The organism is Nonomuraea sp. NPDC052265, from assembly GCF_044547985.1.
In the GTDB taxonomy this organism is placed as follows: Bacteria; Actinomycetota; Actinomycetes; order Streptosporangiales; family Streptosporangiaceae; genus Nonomuraea.
The window spans coordinates 208408-233612 of the sequence record NZ_JBIUBJ010000012.1; the positions used below are offsets into that span (position 1 = coordinate 208408).

Annotated in this window: 22 protein-coding genes; 9 read left to right on the forward strand and 13 right to left on the reverse strand. The window is 70.9% G+C overall.

Annotation, left to right across the window (positions count from 1 at the left end; translation table 11 throughout):
• Positions 1-23: 23 nt before the first annotated feature.
• The 4 genes from pafA to prcB all read right to left on the reverse strand — a co-directional run bounded on the left by pafA (position 24) and on the right by prcB (position 3933).
• Positions 24-1382, reverse strand: coding sequence for a Pup--protein ligase (pafA, locus tag ACIHAD_RS31290; RefSeq protein WP_125642647.1), 1359 nt, complete (start codon positions 1380-1382; stop codon positions 24-26).
• A 135-nt stretch (positions 1383-1517) separates the two neighbouring features.
• Positions 1518-2102, reverse strand: a complete 585-nt coding sequence (locus ACIHAD_RS31295) for a hypothetical protein (RefSeq protein WP_397358252.1) — start codon at positions 2100-2102, stop codon at positions 1518-1520.
• 139 nt (positions 2103-2241) lie between these two features.
• Positions 2242-3063 carry a proteasome subunit alpha gene (gene prcA / locus ACIHAD_RS31300; protein WP_397358253.1) on the reverse strand — a complete coding sequence of 274 codons (822 nt, stop codon included), beginning with the start codon at positions 3061-3063 and terminating at the stop codon, positions 2242-2244.
• 21 nt (positions 3064-3084) lie between these two features.
• Positions 3085-3933, reverse strand: a complete 849-nt coding sequence (gene prcB / locus ACIHAD_RS31305) for a proteasome subunit beta (RefSeq protein WP_397358254.1) — start codon at positions 3931-3933, stop codon at positions 3085-3087.
• A gap of 170 nt (positions 3934-4103) precedes the next feature.
• Between prcB and ACIHAD_RS31310 the strand changes: the two genes are divergently transcribed.
• Genes ACIHAD_RS31310 through ACIHAD_RS31330 form a run of 5 tightly spaced genes read left to right on the forward strand, consistent with a single transcriptional unit; the run spans position 4104 to position 9314 of the window.
• Positions 4104-5468, forward strand: a complete 1365-nt coding sequence (locus ACIHAD_RS31310; protein WP_397358255.1) for an extracellular solute-binding protein — start codon at positions 4104-4106, stop codon at positions 5466-5468.
• Positions 5443-6366: a carbohydrate ABC transporter permease gene (locus tag ACIHAD_RS31315; protein WP_397358256.1), complete on the forward strand. Its 924-nt coding sequence runs from the start codon at positions 5443-5445 to the stop codon at positions 6364-6366. Before ACIHAD_RS31310 ends, ACIHAD_RS31315 begins: the two co-directional genes overlap by 26 nt.
• Positions 6363-7181, forward strand: a complete 819-nt coding sequence (locus ACIHAD_RS31320; protein WP_397358257.1) for a carbohydrate ABC transporter permease — start codon at positions 6363-6365, stop codon at positions 7179-7181. Before ACIHAD_RS31315 ends, ACIHAD_RS31320 begins: the two co-directional genes overlap by 4 nt.
• Positions 7178-8224, forward strand: coding sequence for an ABC transporter ATP-binding protein (locus tag ACIHAD_RS31325; protein ID WP_397358258.1), 1047 nt, complete (start codon positions 7178-7180; stop codon positions 8222-8224). Before ACIHAD_RS31320 ends, ACIHAD_RS31325 begins: the two co-directional genes overlap by 4 nt.
• Positions 8225-8246: 22 nt before the next feature.
• Positions 8247-9314 carry a DNA polymerase IV gene (locus ACIHAD_RS31330; protein WP_397358259.1) on the forward strand — a complete coding sequence of 356 codons (1068 nt, stop codon included), beginning with the start codon at positions 8247-8249 and terminating at the stop codon, positions 9312-9314.
• Between the two features lie 70 nt (positions 9315-9384).
• On the opposite strand, the gene ACIHAD_RS31335 is transcribed toward ACIHAD_RS31330, so the two are convergent.
• A complete protein-coding gene (locus ACIHAD_RS31335) occupies positions 9385-9594 on the reverse strand; it encodes a ubiquitin-like protein Pup (RefSeq protein ID WP_132622197.1) in 210 nt (69 codons plus the stop codon).
• 149 nt (positions 9595-9743) lie between these two features.
• Here ACIHAD_RS31335 and ACIHAD_RS31340 point away from each other — a divergent pair, with 149 nt between their 5' ends.
• Complete coding sequence (locus ACIHAD_RS31340; RefSeq protein WP_397358260.1) at positions 9744-10148, forward strand: hypothetical protein; 405 nt, start codon at positions 9744-9746, stop codon at positions 10146-10148.
• Between the two features lie 25 nt (positions 10149-10173).
• Here the strand turns inward: ACIHAD_RS31340 and dop are convergent, their stop codons facing one another.
• From dop to ACIHAD_RS31370, 6 genes are all read right to left on the reverse strand, one after another.
• Positions 10174-11691, reverse strand: coding sequence for a depupylase/deamidase Dop (gene dop / locus ACIHAD_RS31345; RefSeq protein ID WP_397358261.1), 1518 nt, complete (start codon positions 11689-11691; stop codon positions 10174-10176).
• A gap of 86 nt (positions 11692-11777) precedes the next feature.
• The gene (locus ACIHAD_RS31350; RefSeq protein WP_397358262.1) at positions 11778-12857 is read right to left on the reverse strand and encodes an acyltransferase family protein; all 1080 of its coding nucleotides are present in this window, start codon (positions 12855-12857) and stop codon (positions 11778-11780) included.
• A 66-nt stretch (positions 12858-12923) separates the two neighbouring features.
• A complete protein-coding gene (locus ACIHAD_RS31355; protein WP_397358263.1) occupies positions 12924-13943 on the reverse strand; it encodes a pyridoxal-phosphate dependent enzyme in 1020 nt (339 codons plus the stop codon).
• A gap of 52 nt (positions 13944-13995) precedes the next feature.
• On the reverse strand, positions 13996-16254 hold the full coding sequence (gene hypF, locus ACIHAD_RS31360) for a carbamoyltransferase HypF (protein WP_397358264.1): 2259 nt from the start codon (positions 16252-16254) through the stop codon (positions 13996-13998).
• Between the two features lie 137 nt (positions 16255-16391).
• The gene (arc, locus tag ACIHAD_RS31365; RefSeq protein WP_397358266.1) at positions 16392-18155 is read right to left on the reverse strand and encodes a proteasome ATPase; all 1764 of its coding nucleotides are present in this window, start codon (positions 18153-18155) and stop codon (positions 16392-16394) included.
• A 204-nt stretch (positions 18156-18359) separates the two neighbouring features.
• A complete protein-coding gene (locus ACIHAD_RS31370; protein ID WP_397358267.1) occupies positions 18360-19211 on the reverse strand; it encodes a tRNA (adenine-N1)-methyltransferase in 852 nt (283 codons plus the stop codon).
• Positions 19212-19266: 55 nt separating this feature from the next.
• On the opposite strand from ACIHAD_RS31370, the gene ACIHAD_RS31375 reads away from it, so the two are divergent.
• A complete protein-coding gene (locus ACIHAD_RS31375; RefSeq protein ID WP_397358268.1) occupies positions 19267-20358 on the forward strand; it encodes a GNAT family N-acetyltransferase in 1092 nt (363 codons plus the stop codon).
• 189 nt (positions 20359-20547) lie between these two features.
• A complete protein-coding gene (locus ACIHAD_RS31380; protein ID WP_397358269.1) occupies positions 20548-21018 on the forward strand; it encodes a hypothetical protein in 471 nt (156 codons plus the stop codon).
• Between the two features lie 223 nt (positions 21019-21241).
• On the opposite strand, the gene ACIHAD_RS31385 is transcribed toward ACIHAD_RS31380, so the two are convergent.
• Together ACIHAD_RS31385 and ACIHAD_RS31390 are read right to left on the reverse strand one after the other, a co-directional pair.
• Positions 21242-22756 (reverse strand): FHA domain-containing protein, encoded by a 1515-nt coding sequence (locus ACIHAD_RS31385; protein ID WP_397358270.1) that lies wholly within the window; start codon positions 22754-22756, stop codon positions 21242-21244.
• 317 nt (positions 22757-23073) lie between these two features.
• The gene (locus ACIHAD_RS31390; RefSeq protein WP_397358271.1) at positions 23074-24210 is read right to left on the reverse strand and encodes a site-2 protease family protein; all 1137 of its coding nucleotides are present in this window, start codon (positions 24208-24210) and stop codon (positions 23074-23076) included.
• Between the two features lie 116 nt (positions 24211-24326).
• On the opposite strand from ACIHAD_RS31390, the gene ACIHAD_RS31395 reads away from it, so the two are divergent.
• Positions 24327-25187 carry a RecB family exonuclease gene (locus ACIHAD_RS31395; protein ID WP_397358272.1) on the forward strand — a complete coding sequence of 287 codons (861 nt, stop codon included), beginning with the start codon at positions 24327-24329 and terminating at the stop codon, positions 25185-25187.
• Positions 25188-25205 lie beyond the last annotated feature (18 nt).

The following is a 25205-nucleotide window of genomic DNA, read 5'->3' on the forward strand; positions in this document are numbered from 1 at the left end:
AACACCACACCCCGGCCCGTTCCTCACATGCCCGCGATGAGCTTGTCGACCCGTTCGTCCACGCTGCGGAAGGGGTCCTTGCACAACACCGTGCGCTGGGCCTGGTCGTTCAGCTTCAGGTGAACCCAGTCGACGGTGAAGTCGCGCCGCTTCTCCTGGGCCTTGCGGATGAACTCGCCGCGCAGGCGCGCCCTGGTCGTCTGCGGCGGCACCGACTTGGCCTCGAAGATCTTCAGGTCGGAGGCCACCCGCTCGACCGAGCCGCGCTTCTGCAGCAGGTAGAACAGCCCGCGCTTGCGGTGGACGTCGTGGTAGGCCAGGTCGAGCTGGGCCACCCTGGGCGAGGACAGTGGCAGGTCGTACTTCTTGCGGTAGCGCTCGATGAGCTGGTATTTGGTCACCCAGTCGATCTCGCGCGAGACCAGGTCGAGGTCGCCGGTCTCGACCGCGCGCAGCGTGCGCTCCCACAGCTCCAGCACCCGGCGGGTGATGGCGTCGCCGCCGCGCCGGTCGACGAAGTCTTGCGCCTTGGACAGGTATTCCTGCTGGATCTCCAGGCTGGAGGCCTCGCGCCCGTTGGCCAGGCGCACCCGGCGGCGGCCGGTCATGTCGTGGGAGACCTCGCGGATGGCCCTGATCGGGTTCTCCAGGGACAGGTCGCGCATCACCGTGCCGGCCTCGATCATGCGCAGCACCAGGTCGGTCGCGCCGACCTTGAGCAGCATCGTGGTCTCGCTCATGTTGGAGTCGCCGACGATCACGTGCAGGCGGCGGAAGCGCTCGGCGTCGGCGTGCGGCTCGTCCCGGGTGTTGATGATCGGCCGGGACCGGGTGGTGGCGCTGGAGACGCCTTCCCAGATGTGCTCGGCCCGCTGCGAGACGCAGTAGACGGCGCCGCGCGGCGTCTGGAGCACCTTGCCCGCGCCGCACACGATCTGCCGGGTCACCAGGAACGGGATCAGCACGTCGGCCAGCCGGCCGAACTCGCCGTGCCTGCCCACCAGGTAGTTCTCGTGGCAGCCGTAGGAGTTGCCGGCCGAGTCGGTGTTGTTCTTGAACAGATAGATGTCACCCGCGATGCCCTCTTCGCGCAGGCGTTTCTCGGCGTCGACGAGAAGGCCCTCAAGGATGCGCTCGCCCGCCTTGTCGTGGGTGACGAGTTCGATGACGTTGTCACACTCGGGTGTTGCGTACTCAGGATGGCTGCCCACGTCGAGGTAGAGACGTGCGCCGTTGCGGAGGAAGACGTTGCTCGATCGGCCCCAGGACACGACCCGCCGGAACAGGTAGCGCGCGACCTCGTCGGGGGACAGCCTGCGCTGTCCCCTGAACGTGCAGGTCACGCCGTACTCGTTCTCCAGCCCGAAGATGCGACGATCCATCACCTCACACTATGCCCACGGATCGGCGATCGGGAGAGATCTTCACAGGTGTTTTCCGGCGGACGTCCCATTTGCCAGGTTTGCTGGGTGGGTTTTACCAGGTCCGCGCCCGCCCCCGCGAAGCGCGGAGCCTGGTCACGGGGTGTAGATCTCCTGCACCTTGACGATCTTGCCCTGGTACACCGTGACAAGGGACGGCTGCCGCTGCTTGTCGTGCCGCTTGACCAGCACGGACGCGGGGCAGCGCTTGGCCCCCAGACCGGTGTCGCGGTCGACGGTCATGGCCGCCATCACCGGCTTGCAGCCGTAGGCGGACAGGAAGACGACGTCCTTGGCGATCGGCGAGGCGTAGGCCGTCACGTCGCCCTCGGGCGGGCCGACGAAGTAGCCCTCGGTCTGCTTGGACCGCTTCCACTTGATGGGCTCGTACTCGGCGACGCCGTCGCGCACGTCGGTGATCCAGCCGCGCAGGATGCCGTTGTGGCGGGAGTGGATGCCCTTGGTGAAGTCGTGGCCGGGGTCGGCCTGGAAGCTCGTGCCGAAGATCGCGGGCTTCTTGTACGTCGGGTAGGCCGTGGTGACCGTCGTGGCGGCGGTGGCCGAGGTGGTCGTGGCGGACGCGGTGGCGGCGGCGGCGGTGGCGGCGGTGGCGACGCCTGAGGCCAGCAGCGCGGCGGCGGCGGTGCCGCCGGCGAGGAGGGTGCGCATCGAAGTGTTCACGTCTGCTGAGATCCCACCTCGCGCCCCACGGTTCACCGTCGCGTCAGTGATACAGGTCACACAGCGCGCCGGCCGCCCGCACGGAACAGGGCGGGGGCAGCCGTGGCGGCCCCCGCCCTGTCGCGGTGGTCTTCGGGGCTTACAGCGGCCCTGACCCGTCGTCCACGTCGCCCTCAGGGCCCGTGGGCGGACCGGTCGGGGGCGCCGGCGGGGTCGTCGGCGGGGTCGTCGGCTCCGAGGCGGACTCCGCCGGCGGGGAGGGCGTCGTGGTGGGCGTCGTCGTCTGGGCGAGCAGGTGCTCCAGCCGCGCGCCCGTCAGCCGCAGGAACTTGCGGTGCTCGCGGTTGCGGTCGAGCACCGCCACCTCCAGCTGCGCGACCGGCGGACGCTCGCCGCCCGGCTCGGTGAGCGCCGCCAGCGCCACCTCCAGGGCCTCGGCCAGCGACATCGACTCGCGGTAGCGCTCCTTCAGCCGCCCGGCCACGGCGTCGGCCTGGCCGCCCATGGCCGCGAAGCCGTGCTCGTCGAAGACCGAGCCGTCGAAGGTCAGCCGGTAGATGGCGTCGCCGTCGGGGGTGTCGCCGACCTCGGCGACGACGACCTCCACCTCCAGCGACTTGATCGACTCGGTGAAGATGCGGCCCAGGTTGGAGGCGTAGAGGTTGGCCAGGCCGCGGCCGGTCACGTCGGAGCGGTCGTAGGTGTAGCCGTTGATGTCGGCGTAGCGGATGCCGCCGAGGCGCAGCTCCTCGAACTCGTTGTAGCGGCCGACGGCGGCGAACCCGATGCGGTCGTAGATCTCGCTGATCTTGTGCAGCGCCCGCGACGGGTTGGGCGCCACGAACAGGATGCCGTCGACGTACTGCAGGACGACGACCGACCGGCCCCGCGCGATGCCCTTGCGCGCGTAGTCGGCCTTGTCCCGCATGATCTGCTCAGGGGACGCATATCCAAAAGGCATGGACACGGGCAGTGGTCCTTTCTAGCGCAGCGGGGCGATGGGGCCGTCGGGCGAGATCATCCGAGCCTCCAGCATCTGTTCGACCTGGGCGGCCACCTGCTGATCGGTCAGCCTGCGGAAGCCGTCGGCGTCGATCACCGACACGATCGGCCAGATCTTCCTGGACACGTCGGGCCCGCCGGTCGCCGAGTCGTCGTCGGCCGCGTCGTAGAGGGCCTGGATCACCGTCATCACCATGTCGTCGGCCGAGGCGCCGTCGCGGTAGAGCTTCTTCAGCGAGCCGCGCGCGAAGATCGAGCCGGAGCCGATGGCGTCGAACCTGTCACGCTCGTAGGGCCCGCCGGCCACGTCGTAGCTGAAGATGCGGCCCTGGTCGCGGTCGGGGTCGTAGGCCGCGAACAGCGGCACCACCACCAGACCCTGCATCGCCATGCCGAGGTTGCCGCGGATCATGGTGGCCAGCCGGTTGGCCTTGCCCGCCACCGAGAGCGTGCGGCCCTCCATCTTCTCGTAGTGCTCCAGCTCGACGCGGTAGAGCCGGGCCATCTCGATGCCGGTGCTGGCCGTGCCCGCGATGCCCATGCACGAGTAGTCGTCGGCGCGAAACACCTTCTCGATGTCACGCTGCGAGATGATGTTCCCCGACGTGGCCCGCCGGTCGCCCGCCATCACCACGCCGCCCGCGAAGGTGGCCGCCACGATCGTCGTCGCGTGCGGGACCTGGTCGCCGATCGGAGTGGCCAGCGCCTGGTGACGCTGCGGCAGCAACTCGGGCGCGTACGAGCCGACGAACTCGGTGAACGAGGAGTTCCCTGAGTTTCGGAAAAGCTGGTCCACCAGGCCGACGGGCAGATCCCTGTTAGGTGCCACGCGACTCCCTCCCAACATCAGTGTCTCTAGGCCGACCCTACTCATGTTGCGTCGCTGTCTGCACTTCCCACGATCAGCTCACGGCGAACCGTTCATCAGATCGTTTCTTTACGCCCGCTACACCCCGTGCGATTGTCGGTATGTCTGCACGTCCTGAACAGGAGGCCGACTTGCGACTCCCCAGCCGGCCCGCGCTCGTCGCGGCCGCCGCCGTCCTGACGCTCACCTCCTGCGGCTCCGGCACCCAGTCCGGGGGCAGCATCACCCTCACCATCACCGCCAATTCCATCGAGGGCGGCAAGAACTCCGAGTCCGCCGCCTGGATCAAGAAGTGGGTCATCCCCGAGTTCGAGAAGACCCACCAGAACGTCAAGGTGCTCTTCCAGGGCAACGGCGTGGACGACGAGCAGTACAAGACCAAGATCGCTCTCGACCTCAAGTCCCGGACCGGGGCCGACGTCATCGACCTCGACGGCATCTGGGTCGGCGAGTTCGCCCAGGCCGGATACATCAAGCCGCTCACCGAGGTCGGCGGCGCCGGCGTCGAGCAGTGGGAGGGCTGGTCGCAGATCCCGCAGGCCGTCCAGGGCCTCGGCATCTTCGACGGCAAGAAGTACGGCCTGCCCCAGGGCACCGACGGCCGCGTGCTGTTCTACAACAAGGCGCTGTTCAAGAAGGCCGGGCTGCCCGAGACCTGGCAGCCGACCGGCTGGCAGCAGATCCTCGACGCCGGCGCCAAGCTCAAGGCCGCCGGGGTGCCCACGCCCATCCAGATCGACGCCGGCACCGCCATGGGCGAGGCCACCACCATGCAGGGCGTGCTCCCCCTGCTGGCCGGCGCCGGGTCGGAGATCTACGGCTCGGGCAAGTGGACCGGCGCCTCCCAGGCCGTCAAGGACGTCCTGGGCTTCTACCAGCAGGTCTACGGCGGCAGCGGGCTCGGCGACCCCAAGCTCCAGCAGGAGGCCAAGGGCCGCGACAAGTCCTTCGCCCAGTTCGCCGCCGGCAAGATCGCCATCCTGGCCGAGAGCGACTACTTCTGGCGCTCGGTCATCGAGCCCAAGGCCGGGGTCGCCCCCATGCCCGACCGCGACCAGGTCGTCGGCTACGCCAAGATCCCGGCCAGACAGCCCGGCGGCGGCATCCGCGGCCAGGACTTCGTGAGCATGTCCGGCGGGGCCGTACGCGTGCTCAACCCCTTCTCCAAGAACCCCAAACTGGCCTGGGAACTGCTGGCCTTCATGCACTCGGCCGCCGCGACCAAGTCGCAGCTGGCCGGGCAGGCCCGCGTCAGCGCCCGTACCGACGTCAACGAAGAGGTGCTGACCGCCGACCCCATGCTCAAGTACGTCGCCGACGAAGTGCTGCCGATCACCGCCTACCGTCCGGGCCTGGCCGTCTACCCGCAGGTCTCCACCGCGTTGCAGGAGGCCACCGCGGCCGTGGTCGGCGGCGGGAGCGCGGACGAGGCGGCCGCGGCGTACCAGAGCAAGCTGGAGGGACTGGTCGGTGGCGCGGCCAACGTCGGCGGCTGACGCCGCGGGGCTGGGCCGGGGCAGGGCGGTCGCGTTCGTCCTGCCCGCCCTGGTCCTGATCGGCGTCTTCCTGCTCTTCCCCGCCCTGTGGACCATCTACCTCGGCCTGACCGACTACCGGCTGACCGGCCTGGCCGCCGCCGACCCCCAGGTCGTCGGGCTCGACAACTACACCGCCGCGCTCGCCGACCCGCGCTTCCTGTCCTCGCTGTGGCTGACCCTGCTGTACGTCGGCGGCTCGGCCGTCGTCGGGCAGGCCGGGCTGGGGTTCGCCCTGGCCTGGATCCTGCGCTCCCGCACCGGCCCGCTGCGCAGGGTCGTCGAGGGCGCGGTGCTGCTGTCGTGGATCCTGCCCAGCACCGTGGTCGGCATGTTGTGGTTCGCGCTGCTCGACCGCGACGACGGCACACTCAACGCCCTGCTGCACACGCCCGGGTTCGCCTGGCTGCTGGACTACCCGCTGCTGTCGATCGTCGTCTTCAACGTGTGGCGCGGCACCGCGTTCTCGATGATGCTCTACTCGGCCGCCCTGGAGAACGTGCCGCCCTCGCACCTGGAGACCGCCCGGCTGGCGGGCGCGAGCGTGCCTCAGCAGCTGCGCGACGTGGTGCTGCCGACCATCAGGCGGCACGTCCTGACGAACCTGCTGCTGATCAGCCTGTGGACGTTCAACGACTTCACGCCGTTCGTCCTGACCGGCGGCGGGCCCGAGGGCCGCTCGGAGATCCTGCCCGTGTACGTCTACCGCGTCGCGCTCCAGGACGGGCAGCTCGGCGTCGGCGCCGCCATCTCCTTCCTCATCCTGCTGATCAACCTCGTCTTCGCCCTGGCCTACCTGCGGCTGCTGCGCGGCCGTCGCCGCACGCGGGCCGCCGCCGCCGGAGGACCGCCCGCATGATCCGTCATACGCTCGGACGGCTGGCCGCGACCGTCTTCGTCTCCGTCGTCCTGGCCTTCTTCGCCCTGCCCATGCTCTGGCTGGCCAGCGCGCCCTTCGACGACACGCCGACGATCACCACGTCGATCCCCGAGTTCACGTTGCGCAACTTCGCCGCCGTCCTGGACAACCCGTACGCGCTGGGCTCGATCCGCAACTCCCTCATCCAGGGCGGCGGGGCCGCGGTGCTGGTCGTCGTCCTGTCCGCGCTGGCCGCCTACGCGCTGTCGCGGGTGCGGCTGCCCGGCCGCGACGTGCTGCTCTACCTGCTCCTGCTGCTGTCGTCCGTGGTGACCGGCACCGCGGCGATGGTGCCGATCTTCGAGCTGGCCACCCGGCTCGGCCTCATCGACACCCATCTCGGCGTCATCCTGGTGGTCTCGGCCGGGCTGCTGCCCGCCGCGATCTTCATCCTGAAGGACTTCATGGACGAGACGCCCACCTCCTACGAGGAGTCGGCCCGGGTCTTCGGCGCCTCGTCGCTGCAGATCCTGCGGCACATCGTGGTCCCGCTCGTCCGTCCCGGCCTGGCCACCATCGCCGTGTGGGCGCTGGCCAGCGTGTGGGGCGGGTTCCTGTTCCAGTTCATCCTGCTGCGCGACCCCGAGAAGGCGCCCGGCTCGATCATCCTCTACACGCTCTACACCGAGGGCGGCGCGCCCAGGCTCGACCTCATCTCCGCCTTCTCCCTGCTGTACTCCCTGCCGGTGGTCCTGATGTACCTGTTCGTCTCCCAGCGGTACGGTTTCCGCTTCCACGGAGGAATCAAGCGTTGATCTCCCTGCACGGCCTGACCAAGGTGTTCCCCGGGGGCGTACGCGCGCTCGACGACCTCGCGCTCACCGTCGCGGACGGCGAGTTCTTCGCCCTGCTCGGCCCCTCCGGCTGCGGGAAGACCACCCTCCTGCGCAGCATCGCCGGCCTGGAGACCCCCACCTCCGGGACCATCGCCATCAACGGCAAGGACGTCACCGCGCTGCCGCCGGGCGAGCGCGACGTCGCCATGGTCTTCCAGGACTACGCGATCTTCCCCCACATGGACGTCATCGCCAACATCGCCTACCCGCTGCGCATCAAGAAGGTCCCGCGCGCCCGGCGGGCGGAGAAGGCGGCCGAGGTCGCGGCCCGGCTCAGCCTCACCGAGCTGCTGCTGCGGCGTCCTGCCGAGCTGTCGGGCGGCCAGCAGCAGCGGGTGGCGCTGGCCCGCGCGATCGCCTGCCATCCGGCGGCGTTCCTGTTCGACGAGCCGCTGTCCAACCTCGACGCCCGCCTGCGCCTGGAGGCCCGCACCTTCCTCAAGCGGCTGCAGCGGGAGCTGGCCGTCACCACCGTGTTCGTCACCCACGACCAGGCCGAGGCGCTCGCGCTCGCCGACCGTATCGCCGTCATGTCCAGGGGCTCGATGATCCAGGTCGGCACCCCGGCGGAGATCTTCCACCGGCCGGCCACCACGTTCGTGGCCTCCTTCATCGGCTCCACCCCGATGAACCTGCTGCCCGCCCAGGTCACCGGCTCCGGGCTCAAGGTGGCCGGCGCCCTGCGCCCCCTGCCCGAGGGCCTGGCCCCGGACGACGACGCCGCCGTGACGTACGGCGTACGCCCGGAGTACATGGACCTGTCCCCCGCCGAGCGCCCCGACGCCTTCCCCGGGGTCGTCTCCGTCCTGGAGAACATGGGCACCCACACCCTCATCACCCTGGAGTCCCCGGACGCGCTCATCCAGGCCGTCGTGCCCGAGGGCGAGGAGCCGCCGCTCGGCGCCTCCCGCTGGGCCGTGCCGCGCCGCGCCCTGGTCTACCGCGACGACCGGCTGCTGTGACCCCGGCCCGCATACTGGACCCATGGCCAGGTCCTGGATCCTGCACGTCGACCTCGACCAGTTCATCGCCGCCGTCGAGCTGCTGCGCCGTCCCGAGCTGCGCGGCAGGCCCGTCGTGGTGGGCGGTTCCGGCGACCCCACCCAGCCCCGCACGGTCGCCGCGACCGCCACCTACGAGGCCCGCGAGCACGGCGTGCGCTCCGGCATGCCGCTGCGCACCGCGCTGCGGCGCTGCCCCGACGCCGTCTTCCTGCCCAGCGACCCGCCCGCCTACGAGGCCGCCTCCGAGCGCGTCATGGCCGCCCTGCGCGAGCTGCCGGTGCTCGTGGAGGTCTGGGGCTGGGACGAGGCGTTCGTCGGCGCCACGGCCGACGACCCCGAGGCGCTGGCGGCCGACCTGCGGCGGGTCGTGCTCGACCGCACCATGCTGAGCTGCTCGGTCGGCATCGGCGACAACAAGCACCAGGCCAAGCTCGCCTCGGCGTTCGCCAAGCCCGCCGGGATCTACCGCCTGACCGGCGAGAACTGGGCGGAGGTGATGAACGACCGGCCGACGGACGCGCTGTGGGGCATCGGCGCCCGTACGGCGAAGAAGCTCGCCGGGCTCGGCCTGCGCACGGTCGCCGACCTGGCCGCCGCCGACCCGGCCGCGCTGGCCCGCGTCTTCGGGCCGGTCAACGGCCCCTGGTACCACTATCTGGCTCTGGGCAGGGGCGAGGCCGAGGTGGTCACCACTCCCTGGGTGGCCCGCGGTCACAGCTGCGAGACCACGTTCCCCCGTGACCTCAACGATCGCGACGCCATCGCCGGCCAGGTGGCCGATCTCGCCGGGCAGGTCGCCCGCGACGCGGTGGCGGCGGGGCGTCTCTGCGCGCGGGTGACGGTCAAGGTGCGCTTCGCCCCGTTCCTGACGCGCACCCGGCAGGCCACGCTCGCCGCGCCCACGGCCGATCCCGGCGCGCTGACGGAGGCGGCGCTCGCCGTGCTGGGCCGCTTCGAGCTCGACCGCCCGGTCAGGCTCCTCGGCGTGGCGGTCGACTACACGGCACCTGACTACACGGCGCCTGACCAAGCGGTGCCCGAGGAATGAGCCCCGGCCGGGCCGGCCGGGGCTCATCCTTCCCCATGGTCAGAGCGGTGAGGACAAGGCCCTACTGGCCCTACTCGCCACCCTTTTGCACATAGGAACGCACGAATTCCTCTGCGTTCTCTTCGAGCACTTCGTCGATTTCGTCCAGGATCGCGTCGACATCGTCAGTGAGCTTCTCCTGTCGCTCCTGCACGTCCGGCGCCGCCGAGGCCTCGGTCTCCTCAACTTCGGCCTCACGCCGGCCGGTCTGCTTCTGCCCGCCGGTGTCCTTGGTTGCCATGTCCTACCTCCGCTTGGGGGACTGCCTCTAAGGCATATCTTCCCCGAACCGGACGACATTTCGCGTCGAACACCCTGCGATCTTGGCGGCTTGACTGGATAGCACTCCTATCCAATAATGGATCCACCTATACACAAGGAGATCCCGACATGTCACCTTCTTCGCTGAGCACGGCAGGTGTGCTCCTCATCACAGTCCCCGGCGTCGCGTTCGGCGGCGTGACGCTGCTGCGTTTCCTCATGCGCAACGAACCGGGCTACCTGGACAACCCCGTCCGCAGGGGTTTGTGGCGGGCCGGGCACGCGCACGCGGGCGTCCTGGTGCTGTTCAGCCTGGTCGCGATGCTGTACGTGGACCAGGCGAGCCTTCCGGACGGCGTGAAGGCGTTGACGCGGACGCTCATCGTCGCCGCGCCCATCCTGATGCCGCTGGGCTTCTTCCTGTCGGTGGTGCGGCCGCGCGACACCAAGCCCAACCGGCTGATCTGGCTGACCGCGGCGGGCGGCGCGTCGCTGGCCGTGGGCACGCTGACGCTCGGGATCGGCCTGCTGTGAGCCCCGGGGCGGCCCGGGGCCCGGTCTACTCCCCGCCGCCGGTCAGCGCGGCGACCAGCTCGGCCGCGGTGCGGCAGCGGTCGAACAGCTCGCCGACGTGCGCCTTGGTGCCGCGCAGCGGTTCGAGCGTGGGCACGCGCTGCAGGGACTCCCGGCCGGGGATGTCGAAGATCACCGAGTCCCAGGAGGCGGCGGCCACCGACTCGCTGTACTGGCTCAGGCAGCGCCCGCGGAAGTAGGCGCGGGTGTCGGTCGGCGGCAGCTCGACCGCGCGCTCGACCTCTTCCTCGCTGATCAGGCGCTGCATGCGGCCGCGCGCCACGAGCCGGTTGTACAGGCCGCGGTCGGGACGGATGTCGGAGTACTGGAGATCGACGAGCTGCAGCCTCGGGTGGGACCAGGGCAGGCTGTCGCGGGTGCGGTAGCCCTCCAGGAGCTCCAGCTTGGCGACCCAGTCGAGCTCGCGCGAGAGCTGCATCGGGTCCTCGGCCAGGCGGGTGAGCACCGACTCCCAGCGGTCGAGGACGTCCTTGTTCATCTCGTCCTGGGCGGTGCCGCGTTCCTCGACGTACTTGCGGGCCTGCTCCAGGTACTCCATCTGGAGCTGGACGGCGGTGAGCCTGCGGCCGTCGCGCATCGGGATCTCGTAGCGGCAGCTCGGGTCGTGGCTGACCGCCCGCAACGACTGGACGGGGTTCTCCACGGCCAGGTCGCGGGTGAGGAAGCCCTCCTCGATCATGGCCAGGACGAGCGCGGTGGAGCCCAGCTTGAGATAGGTGGAGATCTCCGACATGTTGGCGTCGCCGATGATCACGTGCAGCCGGCGGTACTTCTCGGGGTCGGCGTGCGGCTCGTCGCGGGTGTTGATGATGGGCCGCTTGAGCGTGGTCTCCAGGCCGACCTCGACCTCGAAGAAGTCGGCGCGCTGGCTGATCTGGAAACCCTCGCCGCGGGAGTCCTGGCCGATGCCGACCTTGCCCGCGCCGGTGACGACCTGCCGGGAGACGAAGAACGGCGTCAGGTGCCGGACGATGTCGGCGAACGGCGTGGCGCGCCGCATCAGGTAGTTCTCGTGGCAGCCGTAGGAGGCGCCCTTGGCGTCGGTGTTGTTCTTGTAGAGCTGGATCGGCGCGTTGGACGGGATCGCCGAGGCGCGGGTGGCCGCGTCGTACATGACGCGTTCGCCGGCCTTGTCCCAGATGACCGCCGCCCGCGGGTTGGTGCACTCCGGCGAGGAGTACTCCGGGTGGGCGTGGTCGACGTAGAGCCTGGCCCCGTTGGTGAGGATGACGTTGGCCAGCCCGAGATCCTCGTCGGTGAGCTGGCTGGCATCGGCGACCTCGCGGGCCAGGTCGAAGCCGCGCGCGTCGCGGAGCGGGTTCTCCTCCTCGAAGTCCCATCGCGCTCTGCGCGCGCGGGCCGCCGAGGCGGCCAGGTAGGCGTTCACGACCTGGGAGGAGGTCACCATCGCGTTGGCGCCTGGCTGACCTGGTACGGAGATGCCGTATTCGGTCTCGATGCCCATCACCCGACGCACCGTCATGCAACACCCTCTGTTCGTCCGGATCTGCCTATCCGCCGTTTATATGCCCGAGCCTATGCCCTTCACAGTGCCCCGAGGCCACAGAGTTATGGCACCGACGCCTTTTCAATCTGTACGGCGGAGCTTGTTGTGGTTTGCGGGGATCTGCGGGGCTTGAGTAGTCGCTGGATCGGCCGTTCGGCAAAGGAGTAGATCAGATACGACAGCACGACGGCGGCCAGAGTGGTGACCAGGGCCACCGCCCAGGGGGGCAGGTCGCCGGTGAGCAGCGGGATGAGCGCCGCCGCGGTGACCCCATGGAAGAGGTAAAGCGGGTAAGTGGTGGCCCCCAGCGCGGTGAGCGTCCTGGAGGGTTTGAGCCGGATCAGGCCGAGGGCGACCAGGGCCATGGCGGCGAAGATCAGGGTGATGGTGACGATCACGCCGGTGTCGGTGACGGGCATGTTCTTGAACCCGGCGGCGTCGATCCGGCGGTGCACGCGGCCCAGCGCGGCGGGGATGGCCATGGCGTACCCGGCGGCGACGTACAGCCACGGGAGCAGGGCCTTGCGGTTCTGGTGGATGAGATACAGGGCCATGCCGGCGACGAAGTAGGGGGCGTAGTCGGGCATGAGGATCTCGTTCAGCACGTCGTCGCCGACGAATCTCGCGGCCAGCGCGGCGGCCAGCCAGACGCCCGAGAAGACCAGCACGCGCCCGTACGTGACGCCCACGATCACCAGGATCGCGATCAGCAGGTAGAAGCGCAGCTCGGCCCACAGCGACCAGTAGACGCCGCTGGCGTCGGCCACCTTGAACAGCCGCTGGAACATGGTGGCGTTCACCAGGTACTGGCGTGGTGAAAGTTTTGGGTCCAGCGCGGTGGCGCCGGTCAGCCCGTACAGGGCCGCCACGGCGCCGAGGCTCAGCCAGTACGCCGGGTAGAGCCGCACCAGCCGCGACCGGGCGAACGCCCCGAGCCCCCGCCCCCAGACGGTCATGAGGATGACGAACCCGCTGATGACGAAGAACAGCTCGACGCCGAGGATGCCCAGCCCGGCGAAGGGCGCGAGCGGGGGGAACAGCGCGGCGGGCCTGGCCCCCCAGACCGAGGCGAAGGCCACCAGATAGTGGAAGGCGACGACCGCCAGGGCGGCGATGAAGCGCAGCAGGTCGAGTTCGGCCAACCGGCCGTCTCCCCGAGCATGCTTTGGCCGGTTAGCTTGGTGCACGCCCTTTTGACGACCCTGTGATCACTTTGGTTCCACAGGTCCCTCTGTTCCCACCAGCAACACGCGCGAGGCCGGGCCGAGGGCGATCGCCTCGCGGGTGCCCGGGTCGAGGGCGAGCAGCCCTGCGGCCCCCGCCGCGCCGCACTCCGACAGGGCCACCCCACGCTCGGCCAGCAGGGCGGCGGCCTCGGCGGCCTCCTCGTCGGCGACGGTGACGAACAGGTCGGCCTGGCGGCTCAGCAGGTCGAAGGCGATCAGGGACGGTTCGAGGCAGTCGAGCCTGCCCAGGCGGGTGGGTGCCCCTGCCGAGTGCAGCGGCTCGCCCGCGCGGGCGCTCTCCAGCAGGCAGGGCGCGCCGTCCGGCTCGACCACGACGATCCTGGGCTGCTCGCCCCACCGGTCGCGGGTGTACCCGGCCGCGGCGGCGGCCAGCCCGCCCACCCCGGCCTGCACGAACACGTGCGTGGGCGGGATCTCGATCTCGTCGAACAGGACGGTGTAGCCGCGCATGACGTCCAGGGGGATGTCGTCGTAGCCCTCCCAGGAGGTGTCGGCGACCAGGCGCCAGCCGTGCTCCTGGGAGGCGTGCAGGGCGGCGGCCAGGCTCGCGTCGTAGTCGTCGCCCTCGCGGCGGACCTCGGCGTCCAGGGCGCGCAGCCGGTGCGCGAACGGCTCGGGGACCTGCCGGCTGAGGTAGACGACGCAGCGCGCGCCGAGCTCCCTGGCTCCGGCCGCGACCGAGATGCCGTGGTTGCCGGCGCTGGCGCAGACGTACGTGGTGCCGCCGCCGTCGCGTTCGGACAGCCGGTGCACGGCGTAGGCCCCGCCCAGCGCCTTGAAGCTGCCCAGGCCCATGCGGCCGCTCTCGTCCTTGACGTGGACGGTGCCCGCCCCGCCCAGATCGGTCAGGGTGTGCACCGGTGTGGGCCGGTAGGCCGGATGGCGGGCGAAGTGCGCGCGGGCCTGCCGGGCGTGCCCGACGCCGATCAGCTCGCGGTCGCGTTCGGCGTAGGGCGTGCGGCCGGGGTTGAAGAAGTGCATGATCGCCATGCTAGGACGGGCCGGCCGCCCTGCCCGGACACCTGGGCCGGTGTCACGAGGAGCGGTCGCGGGCGGCGGCCACGGCGGCCTGGCCGAGGCTGAGGCCGCCGTCGCCGGGCGGCACCCGGGTGTGGGTGAGCACCCGGAACCCGGCCGCGCGCAGGCGCTCGACGGTCCGTTCGAGCAGCAGCGCGTTCTGCAGGACGGCTCCCGACAGCGCCGTGGTGTTCAGGCCCGTGCCGTCCCTGAGCATGACGCAGCAGCGCACGACCGCGTCGGCCACGCCGTTGTGGAACCGGCCCGCGATCGCCCCGGGGCCGATCCCGGCCGCGACGTCGGCGGCGGCGGCCCGTACGAGGTCGGCGGCGTGCACGACGAGCAGGTCGCCCTCGGTGATGGTCGCCGCGTACGAGCCGGTCTCGTACGGGTCGGCGCGCTGTTCGAGCTCGGCGGCCGCCTGCCCCTCGTACGTGACGGTGTCCCGGATGCCGAGCAGCGCCGAGACGGCGTCGAACAGGAGACCGGCGCTGGAGGTCATGGGCGCGCCGAGCCCGGTGCGGGTCCGGGCGAGCACGTCGGGCCAGTGGGCGGCGTTGCGGCGGACGACGTCCAGGTGGGGGTGCTCGTCGCGCAGGTAGGCGGCGGCCATGCGCCACGGCTGGCGGACCGCGGCGGCCCCGCCGGGCATCGGGACCAGGGCCAGGTGGCCGAGCCGGTGGCAGGAGGCCAGGTCGGCGAGCAGGAACTCGCCGCCCCACAGCGTGCCGTCGAGGCCGTGGCCGGGCCCGTCGAGTGCCACGCCGATCACCGGGCCCGTCTCGCCGTTGTCGGCCAGGCAGGAGGCGATGTGGGCGTGGTGGTGCTGGACGCCGACGAGTTCGACACCGGTCAGCTCCAGGGCGTGCCTGGTGGACAGGTAGCCGGGGTCGAGGTCGTGGGCGACGACCTCGGGACGGATGTCGAACAGGCCGCAGAAGTGGTCGATGCCCTCGACGAAGGACCGCAGGGTCTCCTGGTCGTCCAGGTCGCCGATGTGCTGGGACAGGAACGCGCGCCGGCCGCGTACCAGGCAGAAGGTGCTGCCCAGCTCGGCGCCGCAGGCCAGCACCGGGCGGGGCGCGGGACGGCGCAGCGTGAGCGGCTCGGGCACGTGACCGCGGGCGCGGCGCAACACGGTGTGCCCGCCGGACCACGGACGCAGCACGGAGTCGTCGGCGCGGACGTGGATGGCCCGGTCGTGGACGAGGAAGGCGTCGGCGATGCCGCCGAGCCGGGTGACCGCGTCGGCGTCCTCGTGGGCGATGGGCTCGTCGCAAACGTTGCCGCTGGTCAGGACCATGGGCTCGGCCAGTTCTGCGAGCAGCAGGTGGTGCAGCGGCGTGTAGGGCAGCATCAGGCCGAGGTCGCGGCTGCCCGGCGCGACCGCGTCGGCGACCGGCGCCCCGGGCAGCCGGGGCAGCAGCACGATCGGGCGGGCGCGGCCGGTGAGCAGCGCGGCGGCCTGCCCGTCGACCGCGCACAGGCGGCGGGCCTGGTCGAGGTCGGCGACCATGACGGCGAACGGCTTCTCCGCGCGGTGCTTGCGGGCCCGCAGGGCCGCGGCGGCCTCCTGGTGGGCGGCGGGCACGGCCAGGTGGAAGCCGCCCAGGCCCTTGACGGCGACGACGCGGCCGGCCCGCAGCAGGGTCGCGCAGGCGGCGACCGGGTCGCCGCACAACTCGGTGCCGCGCGCGTCCAGCAGGCGCAGGGACGGGCCGCAGGCGGGGCAGCACGCGGGCTCGGCGCGGAAGTGGCGGTCGCCCGGGTCGTGGTACTCGGCCGAGCACTCGGCGCACATCGCGAACCCGGCCATGGTGGTCAGCAGCCGGTCGTAGGGCACGCCGCGCACGACGGTGAAGCGCGGCCCGCAGTTGGCGCAGGCGATGAACGGGTAGCGGTGGCGGCGGCCGGCCGGATCGGCCAGCTCCCGCAGGCAGTCGTCGCAGGTGGCGAGGTCGGCCGGGACGAGGGCGCGGCGCGGGCCCGCCGGGTCGCCGGCGGCGATGGAGAAGCCCCGGTGGCCCGCGGGCGCGCCGCTGACGACGGTGACGCTCTCGATCTCCGACAGGGCCGGCGCGTCGCGCTCCAGCGCGGTCAGGAACTCCTCGACCCCGGCCAAAGCGCCCTCGACCTCGATGAACACCCCGTCGACGTCGTTGCGCACGCGCCCGGCCAGGCCCAGCCTGCTGGCCAGCGAATACACGAAGGGGCGGAAGCCCACGCCCTGGACGACGCCTTCGACACGGACGTCCACCCGTTTACGGACTGTCACAGGCCCCAGTGTGCGCCTCATCGAGGCGGCTTGTACGGCGGATGACGCGTGTCGCGCGCCCTTCTCCCGGCATGCGCCCCGCCGCGGGCGTGGAAAGGGCCGCGCGGACGGCCGCGCGGCCCTTTCCAGACGGTTCCCTACAGGTATTGACCGGTGTTGGCGACCGTGTCGATCGAACGGCCGGCCTCGGTGCCCTGCTTGCCGGAGACCAGCGTGCGGATGTAGACGATCCGCTCGCCCTTCTTGCCGGAGATGCGGGCCCAGTCGTCGGGGTTGGTGGTGTTGGGCAGGTCTTCGTTCTCGGAGAACTCGTCGACGCAGGCGGTGAGCAGGTGCTGCACCCGCAGGCCCTTCTGACCGCTCTCCAGGAACTGCTTGATGGCCATCTTCTTGCCGCGGTCGACGATGTTCTGGATCATCGCGCCCGAGTTGAAGTCCTTGAAGTAGAGGACTTCCTTGTCACCGTTGGCGTAGGTCACCTCGAGGAAGCGGTTCTCCTCGCTCTCGGTGTACATGCGCTCGACCACACTCTGGATCATGCCGTGGATGGTCGCCTCGCGAGAGTCGCCGTGCTCGGACAGATCGTCGGGGTGCAGGGGAAGCTCGGCCAGCAGGTACTTGGAGAAGATGTCCTTGGCCGCCTCGGCGTCGGGCCGCTCGATCTTGATCTTCACGTCCAGGCGGCCCGGCCGCAGGATCGCGGGGTCGATCATGTCCTCGCGGTTGGAGGCGCCGATCACGATGACGTTCTCCAGGCCCTCGACGCCGTCGATCTCCGACAGCAGCTGAGGGACGATGGTGTTCTCCACGTCGGACGAGACGCCGGAGCCTCGGGTGCGGAAGATCGAGTCCATCTCGTCGAAGAACACGATCACCGGGGTGCCCTCGGAGGCCTTCTCACGGGCCCGCTGGAAGACCAGGCGGATGTGCCGCTCGGTCTCGCCGACGTACTTGTTGAGCAGCTCCGGGCCCTTGATGTTGAGGAAGAAGCTCTTGCCGGACTGGCCGGTCTTCTCCGCGACCTGCTTGGCCAGGGAGTTGGCGACCGCCTTGGCGATGAGCGTCTTGCCGCAGCCGGGCGGGCCGTAGAGCAGCACACCCTTCGGGGGACGGAGTTTGTGCTCGCGGAACAGGTCGGCGTGCAGGTAGGGCAGCTCGATGGCGTCCCTGATCTGCTCGATCTGCCGCATGAGCCCGCCGATCTCCTCGTAGGAGATGTCGGGGACCTCCTCGAGCACGAGCTCTTCGACTTCGGACTTGGGTATGCGCTCGTAGACGTAGCCGGAGCGGGGTTCGAGCAGGAGCGAGTCACCGGCCCTGATGGGCTGGCCGACCAGCGAGTCGGCCAGTCGCACGACGCGTTCCTCGTCGGCGTGCGAGATGACCAGGGCCCGCTTGCCCTCGTCCAGCAGTTCCTTGAGCATGACGATCTCGCCGACCTCTTCGTAGCCGAGCGCCTCGACCACGTTGAGTGCTTCGTTGAGCATGACCTCCTGGCCACGCCTCAGCGAGTCGGTGTCGACGGCGGGGCTGACGTTCACCCGGAGCTTGCGCCCTCCGGTGAACACCTCGATCGTGCCGTCTTCTCGGGCTTCAAGGAAGGTGCCGAAGCCGGACGGCGGCTGCGCCAGCCGGTCGACCTCCTCCTTGAGAGCGACGATCTGGTCCCGGGCCTCCTTGAGTGTGGCCACCAGGCGCTCGTTCTGGCCTGTCACGGCCGCGAGATTCGCCTGTGCCTCATGGAGACGCTCTTCGAGGACCCTGGCCTGACGGGGTGACTCGGCCAGCTTCCGCCTCAGCGCGGTGATCTCCTCCTGGAGGAAGGAGACCTGTGTTGAAAGATCAGCGACCTCCCGTTCGCGCTGCGCGGCTCGAGCCTCAGCATCATCGCGAGCTGCCACGCCCCGTCACCTCCTTCCCAGTCGAGGGCGACTACTTAGGACCTTACCTATCTCGGGCCCCTCCGTAACCTGGCCGGGTAGTGTTCGTCGAGTGACATGCAGTATTCGGTGAATAATCCCCAATGGTGCGTTTAATACTCCCAGCATATGAACACGGCGATCTGTTCCCGTGTCACGCACCAACGCACCCTCGTGGCCAAATTGTCATAGTTCCTCGGTGGTTCCCTTCGGTCGGCGGCGTCGCGGTGGCGGCGTCACTCCGTCTGCCATGCGGCGGGCGCTGACGAGGAAACCGGTGTGGCCGATCATCCGATGATCGGGACGAACCGCGAGCCCTTCGACATGCCAGTCGCGAACCAGGGTCTCCCACGCATGAGGCTCGGTGAAACACCCGTGATCGCGAATGGCCTCCACGGTCTTGGACATCTGGGTCGTCGTGGCGACGTAGCAGCAGATGACCCCGCCGGGCGTGAGGGCCTTGGCGGCGGCGTCGACGCACTCCCAGGGGGCGAGCATGTCGAGGATGACGCGGTCGACGTCGGCCTCGTCGATCGAGGAGACCAGGTCGCCGAGGACCAGGCGCCAGTTGTCGTCGATGGGGCCGCCGAAGAACTTCTCCACGTTCTTGCGGGCCACCTCGGCGAACTCCTCGCGGCGCTCGTAGGAGGTCACGTGGCCCTCGGGGCCGACGGCGCGCAGCAGGAAGCAGGTCAGGGCGCCGGAGCCGACGCCGGCCTCGATCACCCGGGCGCCGGGGAAGACGTCGGCCATGCCGACGATCATCGAGGCGTCCTTGGGATAGATGACGGCCGCGCCGCGCGGCATCGCGAGCGTGTAGTCCTGCAGGAGGTGGCGGAAGGCGAGGTAGGCGGTGCCGCCGGAGGACCGCACGACGGAACCTTCAGGCTGCCCGATCAGGTCGCTGTGCGGGATGGCGCCCTTGTGCGTGTGGAAGACGCCGTCCTGCTTGAGCGTGATCGTGTGGCGCTTGTTCTTGGGGTCGGTGAGCTGCACCTGATCCCCTGCCTGGAACGGCCCATGCCTGCGGAAACCCATGGCGGCAAGGTTATATGGGTTTCTCACGCCTCCGGACGCACGGTATCTATGGGGAATGCTCCCGCGCGACGTGATCTCCTCCGGTCCCCTGATCCTGCGAATGCCCGCCGAGCCCGACGCCGAGGCGATCGCACGCATGATGGACGACCCCGTCACCGCCCGGCATCTGCCGCTGGTGCCGTCGCCGTACCGGATCGAGGACGCCCGCGCCTACCTGAAGCTCGCCGAGGACAAGTGGGCCTCGGGCGGCGCGGAGTGGGCCGTCACCGAGGACGGCCGCTACTGCGGCGCGATCGGGGTCCGAGCGCCCGACCGCTGGGGCACCGCCGAGATCGGGTACGTGGTGGCGCCCTGGGCACGCGGCAGGGGCGTGGCCTCCCGGGCCGCCAGGGCGGTGTCCGACTGGCTGGCCGACCAGGGCGTGCACCGGGTGGAGCTGCAGGCCGAGGTGGAGAACGTGGCCAGCCTCAAGGTCGCGCTCACGGCCGGTTTCCGCGAGGAGGGCCGGCGGCGCAAGGCCAAGCGGCTGCGCGACGGGCGGTGGGCCGACCTGGTGTCCTTCGCCAGGATCGCCGGGGAGCCGGCCCCGGCCGGCGAGCCGTACCTGCCCTTCTTCGACGGCGGCGAGCTGAGCGACGGCGTGGTGCGGCTCATGCCGCTCTCGGTGGAGGACGCCGCCGAGTACCACCGGATGATGTGCGACCCCAGCGTGACGGCCTACTCCCTGACCCCGCCGGCCTCCCCGGAGGAGGACGAGCAGCGCTGCCGCTGCACCGGCTACTGGTGGGTCACCGGGCAGCGGATCGAGCTGGCGGTCAAGGACGCGGTCACCGGCGCCTTCGCCGGGCATCTCCAGCTCATGCAGGTCGCTCCCGTGCTCGGGCAGGCGATGATCGGCTACTCGCTGGTGCCGGGCTTCCGCGGCAGGGGGTTCATGACCCGCGCGGTGCGGCTGCTGGTCGACTGGGTGTTCGCGCGCACGGCCCTGCACCGGGTGGTGGCGGGCACCGACGTGGTGAACACGGCCTCGCACGCGGTGCTGGAGCGCGCCGGTTTCGGCAGGGAGAGCCTGCACCGGGAGCTGTTCCCGAAGCCGGACGGCACGCGGGCGGACGACCTGGAGTGGGTGCGGCTGCGGCCGTCGTGAAGGGCCCGACCGGAGTGACCCCCTAAATGCGGAAAAATCGCAATTTCCTGTCGAGGGGTAGTCAAGAGCCGCGTCGAGGGTGATACTCCGGGGCACCGTTCGGAGTTTCGCGTGATCGGGCCGCGCGATCTCTTTCCCCCTCTACCCGAGGGAATCACCGCGATGCCAAACAACCGTGTCGATATCGCCATGCGTGAACTCATCTCCGCGTTCTCCTGCCTGGAGGTCGCCGACGTGATCGATCGGCTCGCGCGCGCCGCGGCGGCCGTGGCGGGCACCGCGTACGCGGGGTTCGTCCACGTGGACGTGCTGCGGCGGGACGCCCGTCCGGTGCACGTCCACGCGCCGCCGGGAGACCCGCTGCGGGTGCGGCGGTGGCTGTCGGACTCCGGGGTGCTGAAGGAGCTGGCCGTCGCGGAGAAGGCCGTACGGCTGGCGCGGGACGAGACGATGGGCGAGCCGGGGTTCCTGGCCGTCCCGGTGCCGGCGCAGGTGCGCGACCACACGTTCGTGTGGGTGGCGGGACGGGGGTTCCAGGAGGGGGACGAGCACCTGCTGAGCCGGTTCGCGACGGCGGCGGGGCGGGCGGTGGAGGGGGCGCGCGGGCTGGAGACGTCCGTGCGGCTGCTGCGGGGCGTACGGACCTTCCGGCCCGGCTGACCCTTTGGGACGGCCCGGATCCCGCCTTCCGAGAGGGCCGCCGATCCGGGACGGACATTTCCAGAAATGTCACATAGCGATCGGGTAATAGCCTTTCCTCCCGCCTGATCTTTCACATTCAGGCGGCCAATAGCGGGCATTCTTGGCGCATTTCCCCGAACGTTCTCCGGAAACACGAACGCCCGCACCCCGGAAAAGGGATGCGGGCGGACGGGAACCTCGCTCAGCCCCGGTGGGCCTCGAAGCGGAGGGTGCGGGAGACGCCCACCCGGACCGTCGTGCCGGGCGCGATGGTGACCGGCTCGTTGGGCGGGATGTCGTAGAAGTTGGGGTCGCCGGGCGGCTGGATCTGGGTGCCGTTGACCGAGCCCAGGTCGACCAGGTTGACGTCCCAGCCGTCGAGCGCCACCCGCAGGTGGCGGCGCGAGACCGAGCCGTCGGGGCTGGTGACCTTGGCGGGCCTGGCCGAGCCGCCCGCCACCTCGGGCGCGCGCTCGGGGTCGCGGCCCAGCAGGTAGTCGCTCTCCAGCGGCAGCGCCGTGCCGTCGTCGAGGATGAGGACCCCGAGCGAGGGCCGCGGCCCCTTGTACGGCACCAGCGTGCGCTGCACCAGGGCGATGCCGCAGACGGCGCAGTAGGGCACCCGGGGGTCGTTGAAGTGGTCGTTCTTGCAGTCGACCCCGTAGACCAGCGGACGGTCGCCGTGGTCGCCCTGCTGCTCCTGCGGCGGCGGCCCCGGGTGGTCGAAGTGCTCCGGCGGCCCCAGGACGGGCGGGGCCGGCTGGTCGAAGTGCTCGGGCGGGCCCATGTGCTGCTGCGGCTGGTCGGCCATGCCGGTGCCGACCGGCGGCAGCTCGTCGTAGGAGGGGAACTGCTGGGGAGGCTCGGGGTGGGGCTGGTCCTGCGGGGGCAGGTAGGGAGGCTGGTCCTGGGGCGGCAGGTAGGGCGGCTGCGACTCGTGGCCGAACGGCGGCTGCTCGTGCCCGAAGGGGGGCTGCTCCTGGCCGAACGGCGGCTGGTCCAGCGACGGAGGACCCGAGTGGGGGCCGGATGGCGGGCCTGGGTGCGGGACGCCGGCCTGCGCGCCCGAGTGCGGACCCTGGACGATCGGCGGCTGGTCGGCCAGCGGGTAGGGAGGCCGCTCGACCGGCCGTTCGGGCGGCGGGGCCAGGTCGGGCTCCATGTGCAGGCCCGTGTTGGGCAGCTCGCTGGTGAGCGGCCTGGACCGGTCGGACGCCTGCCCCTGCGGACGGGCGGCCACCGGCTGGTCGGTGAGGTCGCCGATCAGGCCGCCGCCGTGGACGACGCCGCCCTCGAAGCCGACCGCGGGATGCGCGGCGCCGGCGCCGGGAAGGGTGAGCTCGACACGCTCGACCGGGCCGCTGATCAGCCGGTCGGCCCAGGTGAGGGAGTCGCTGCCGGCCAGGCGCGTCTCGCCGCCCGAGGTGCTGACCGAGGCCGACGCGGAGCCGCTGACCAGCACCGCCACGCCGCCGCCCACGGGGCCGGCGACCGCGCACGTGACCGGGTCGCCCGCCATGTTGGCGGCCAGCACCTGCGCCGCGCGGCGGGCCAGCGCCCGGCCGTCGCCACCGGAGGCGGCCGTGTCGCGCAGCGCCTCGATCAGGCCGTCGGCGGCCGCCTCGCCCGCGTCGCACACCAGCAACAGCCCGCCGACGTAGGCGACGAGCCCGTCGCCGGGAAGGGGACGCACCACTCCGAAGCCCTGGCCGCTCATGCGCCCTCCCTCATGACGACCGTGCTGCGCTCATCGGTGCCCTCGCTGCGCTCGGTCACTCAACTCTCCTCCCCGGAAGCCGGCGGTATTACGGCACCCGCACTGCCGTGCCGGCCACCAGCCATACGCATACCCAGGCGACGCGCCCGTGTCGCGGCCCAGGCGTCTCGATTCGGTGAACCGGTGGACCACGACCAACCCGTCAACTGTGCAAGTTCGGCCAAACAGAAGACTATCGGCCTGCCGTCCTGGCATCGAAATCGCCGGGCTACGGGAAGTGGCCGGACAAGACCTTAGCCGCAAACGCGCCGGGCATGTCAGACCCCGGTGAAGACGCGGTTGACGTCCGCGGTGGCGAGCACGCCGTAGATCTCGCCGCCGTGCTCCACCAGCAGGTACTCCCCGGCGGGGGCCGAGCGCATGGCGTCGATGAGCGGCTCGCCGGTCAGGTCGGCGGCGAGCACCATGGTGGGTTCGAGCGCCTTGGCCAGCGAGCCCACGTCGACCCACGGGCGCCGGTGCTCGGGGGTGGCCTGGACGGCCGCCTCGTTGACGATGGCGACCGGCCGCCCGTCGTGGTCGACCACCACCAGGGCGCCCGCGTGCTGCTCGGCGGCCTGCCGCAGCGCCTCGGCCAGCGGCGTCTCGGCCGCCACGGGGATCGCCCTGCGGGCCAGCGCCCGCGCGTTGACCTGCGGGATGCGGGCGCGGATGCGGGCCACGCGCAGCGACTGGGTGGCGCCCATCCAGATGAAGGAGGCCAGCACCACCGGCCACAGCAGCTCGACGGGGTCGAACCCCTGCCCGCTCGTCATCGACGTCGCGAACGGCAGGACGACCAGGAGCACGGCCAGCACGCGCCCGCCCCAGGCGGCCACGACCGTGCCGGAGCCGGGGTTGCTGGTCAGCTTCCAGACTCCGGCGCGGAGCATGCGGCCGCCGTCGAGGGGCAGGCCGGGCAGCAGGTTGAACACGCCGACGATGAGGTTGGCCACCCAGAGCTGCCAGATGAGCACCTCGGCGATGCCGCCGTCGTTGATGAGGTACGTGTCGGCCAGCAGGCCGAGGCCCGCCAGGCCCAGCGACAGCCCCGGCCCGGCGGCGGCGACCAGGAACTCCTTGCCGGGCGTCGGCGGCTCCTTCTCGATCTCGGACACGCCGCCGAGGAAGTAGAGGGTGATCCGGCGCACCGGCAGGCCGAACATCTTGGCCAGCACGCTGTGGGCCAGCTCGTGCAGCAGCACCGAGACGTAGAGCAGCACGGCGAAGACGAAGGCCACCGCGTAGGCGACGGTGCTGTCCAGTTCGGGCAGCATGTCGCGCATGCGGGGGCCGAACATGACGGTGATGAAGGCCGCGACGATGAACCACGTCCAGGAGACGTACACCGGGATGCCGAAGGGCCGCCCCATCCGAAGGCCGGGGAACTCCTGACGCGGGCTCTGCTCGCTCACCGCACTCCTCGTACGTCCATTACGTGCTGTTGCTGCCTCGATGCTACGCGCCCGATCACGTGATCCTCGTCCCGGCGAGGGTTATTCTGTCGGGCTCTTGACCTAGAGTGCGGTGCATGACGTTGACCGAACCGGTGATCATCGGAGCTCTCTCCCCCTCCCGGGCAGGCGATTTCATGACCTGTCCCCTGCTCTACCGGTTCCGGGTCATCGACCAGCTGCCCGAGAAACCCTCTCCCGCGGCCGTGCGCGGCACCGTGGTGCACGCCGTGCTGGAGCGGCTCTACGACCTGCCGGCGCCGCGCCGCTCGGTGCAGGCGGCGCTGGAGCTGCTGGAGCCGCAGTGGCAGCGGCTGCTGGAGGAGGACGAGCAGTACACGCGGATGTTCGCCGACGACGCCGAGCAGGCCGAGTGGCTGGCGCAGGCGCGGGCGATGCTGGAGCGCTACTTCACCCTGGAGGACCCGACCCGGCTGGAGCCCGCCGAGCGCGAGCTCTACGTGCAGGCGGTGCTGGAGGGCGGCCTGATGTTGCGGGGCTACGTCGACCGGCTCGACGTGGCGCCCACCGGCGAGGTCCGGGTGGTCGACTACAAGACGGGCAGCGCGCCCGGCCCCGACTTCGAGGCCAAGGCGCTGTTCCAGATGAAGTTCTACGCGCTGGTGCTGTGGCGGCTGCGCGGGCAGGTGCCCCGGCTGCTGCAGCTGGTCTACCTGGGCGGGCACGGCGAGGTGCTGCGCTACGCCCCCGACGAGGCCGACCTGCTGGCCACCGAGCGCAAGGTCATGGCGCTGTGGACGGCGATCGAGCGGGCGCTGGAGACCGGCGAGTGGCGGGCGCGCCGCAGCCGGCTGTGCGACTGGTGCGACCATCAGGCGCTGTGCCCGGAGTTCGGCGGCACCCCGCCGCCGGTGCCCGACCGCCAGCCCGGCGACACCGTGCGCAGCAACCGGCGCGCGGCCACCGACGAGCTGTAGCCCTCCGGCAGGCCGCTC

Bases quoted from the DNA above. Each gene is read 5' to 3' on its own strand.
- ACIHAD_RS31385 (WP_397358270.1), bottom strand. From the start codon at position 22,756: ATGAGCGGCCAGGGCTTCGGAGTGGTGCGTCCCCTTCCCGGCGACGGG.
- ACIHAD_RS31330 (WP_397358259.1), top strand. From the start codon at position 8,247: ATGGCCAGGTCCTGGATCCTGCACGTCGACCTCGACCAGTTCATCGCC.
- ACIHAD_RS31370 (WP_397358267.1), bottom strand. From the start codon at position 19,211: ATGGGTTTCCGCAGGCATGGGCCGTTCCAGGCAGGGGATCAGGTGCAG.
- ACIHAD_RS31320 (WP_397358257.1), top strand. From the start codon at position 6,363: ATGATCCGTCATACGCTCGGACGGCTGGCCGCGACCGTCTTCGTCTCC.
- ACIHAD_RS31375 (WP_397358268.1), top strand. From the start codon at position 19,267: ATGCTCCCGCGCGACGTGATCTCCTCCGGTCCCCTGATCCTGCGAATG.
- ACIHAD_RS31340 (WP_397358260.1), top strand. From the start codon at position 9,744: ATGTCACCTTCTTCGCTGAGCACGGCAGGTGTGCTCCTCATCACAGTC.
- ACIHAD_RS31380 (WP_397358269.1), top strand. From the start codon at position 20,548: ATGCGTGAACTCATCTCCGCGTTCTCCTGCCTGGAGGTCGCCGACGTG.
- ACIHAD_RS31335 (WP_132622197.1), bottom strand. From the start codon at position 9,594: ATGGCAACCAAGGACACCGGCGGGCAGAAGCAGACCGGCCGGCGTGAG.
- prcA (WP_397358253.1), bottom strand. From the start codon at position 3,063: ATGCCTTTTGGATATGCGTCCCCTGAGCAGATCATGCGGGACAAGGCC.
- pafA (WP_125642647.1), bottom strand. From the start codon at position 1,382: ATGGATCGTCGCATCTTCGGGCTGGAGAACGAGTACGGCGTGACCTGC.
- ACIHAD_RS31395 (WP_397358272.1), top strand. From the start codon at position 24,327: ATGACGTTGACCGAACCGGTGATCATCGGAGCTCTCTCCCCCTCCCGG.
- ACIHAD_RS31355 (WP_397358263.1), bottom strand. From the start codon at position 13,943: ATGCACTTCTTCAACCCCGGCCGCACGCCCTACGCCGAACGCGACCGC.
- dop (WP_397358261.1), bottom strand. From the start codon at position 11,691: ATGACGGTGCGTCGGGTGATGGGCATCGAGACCGAATACGGCATCTCC.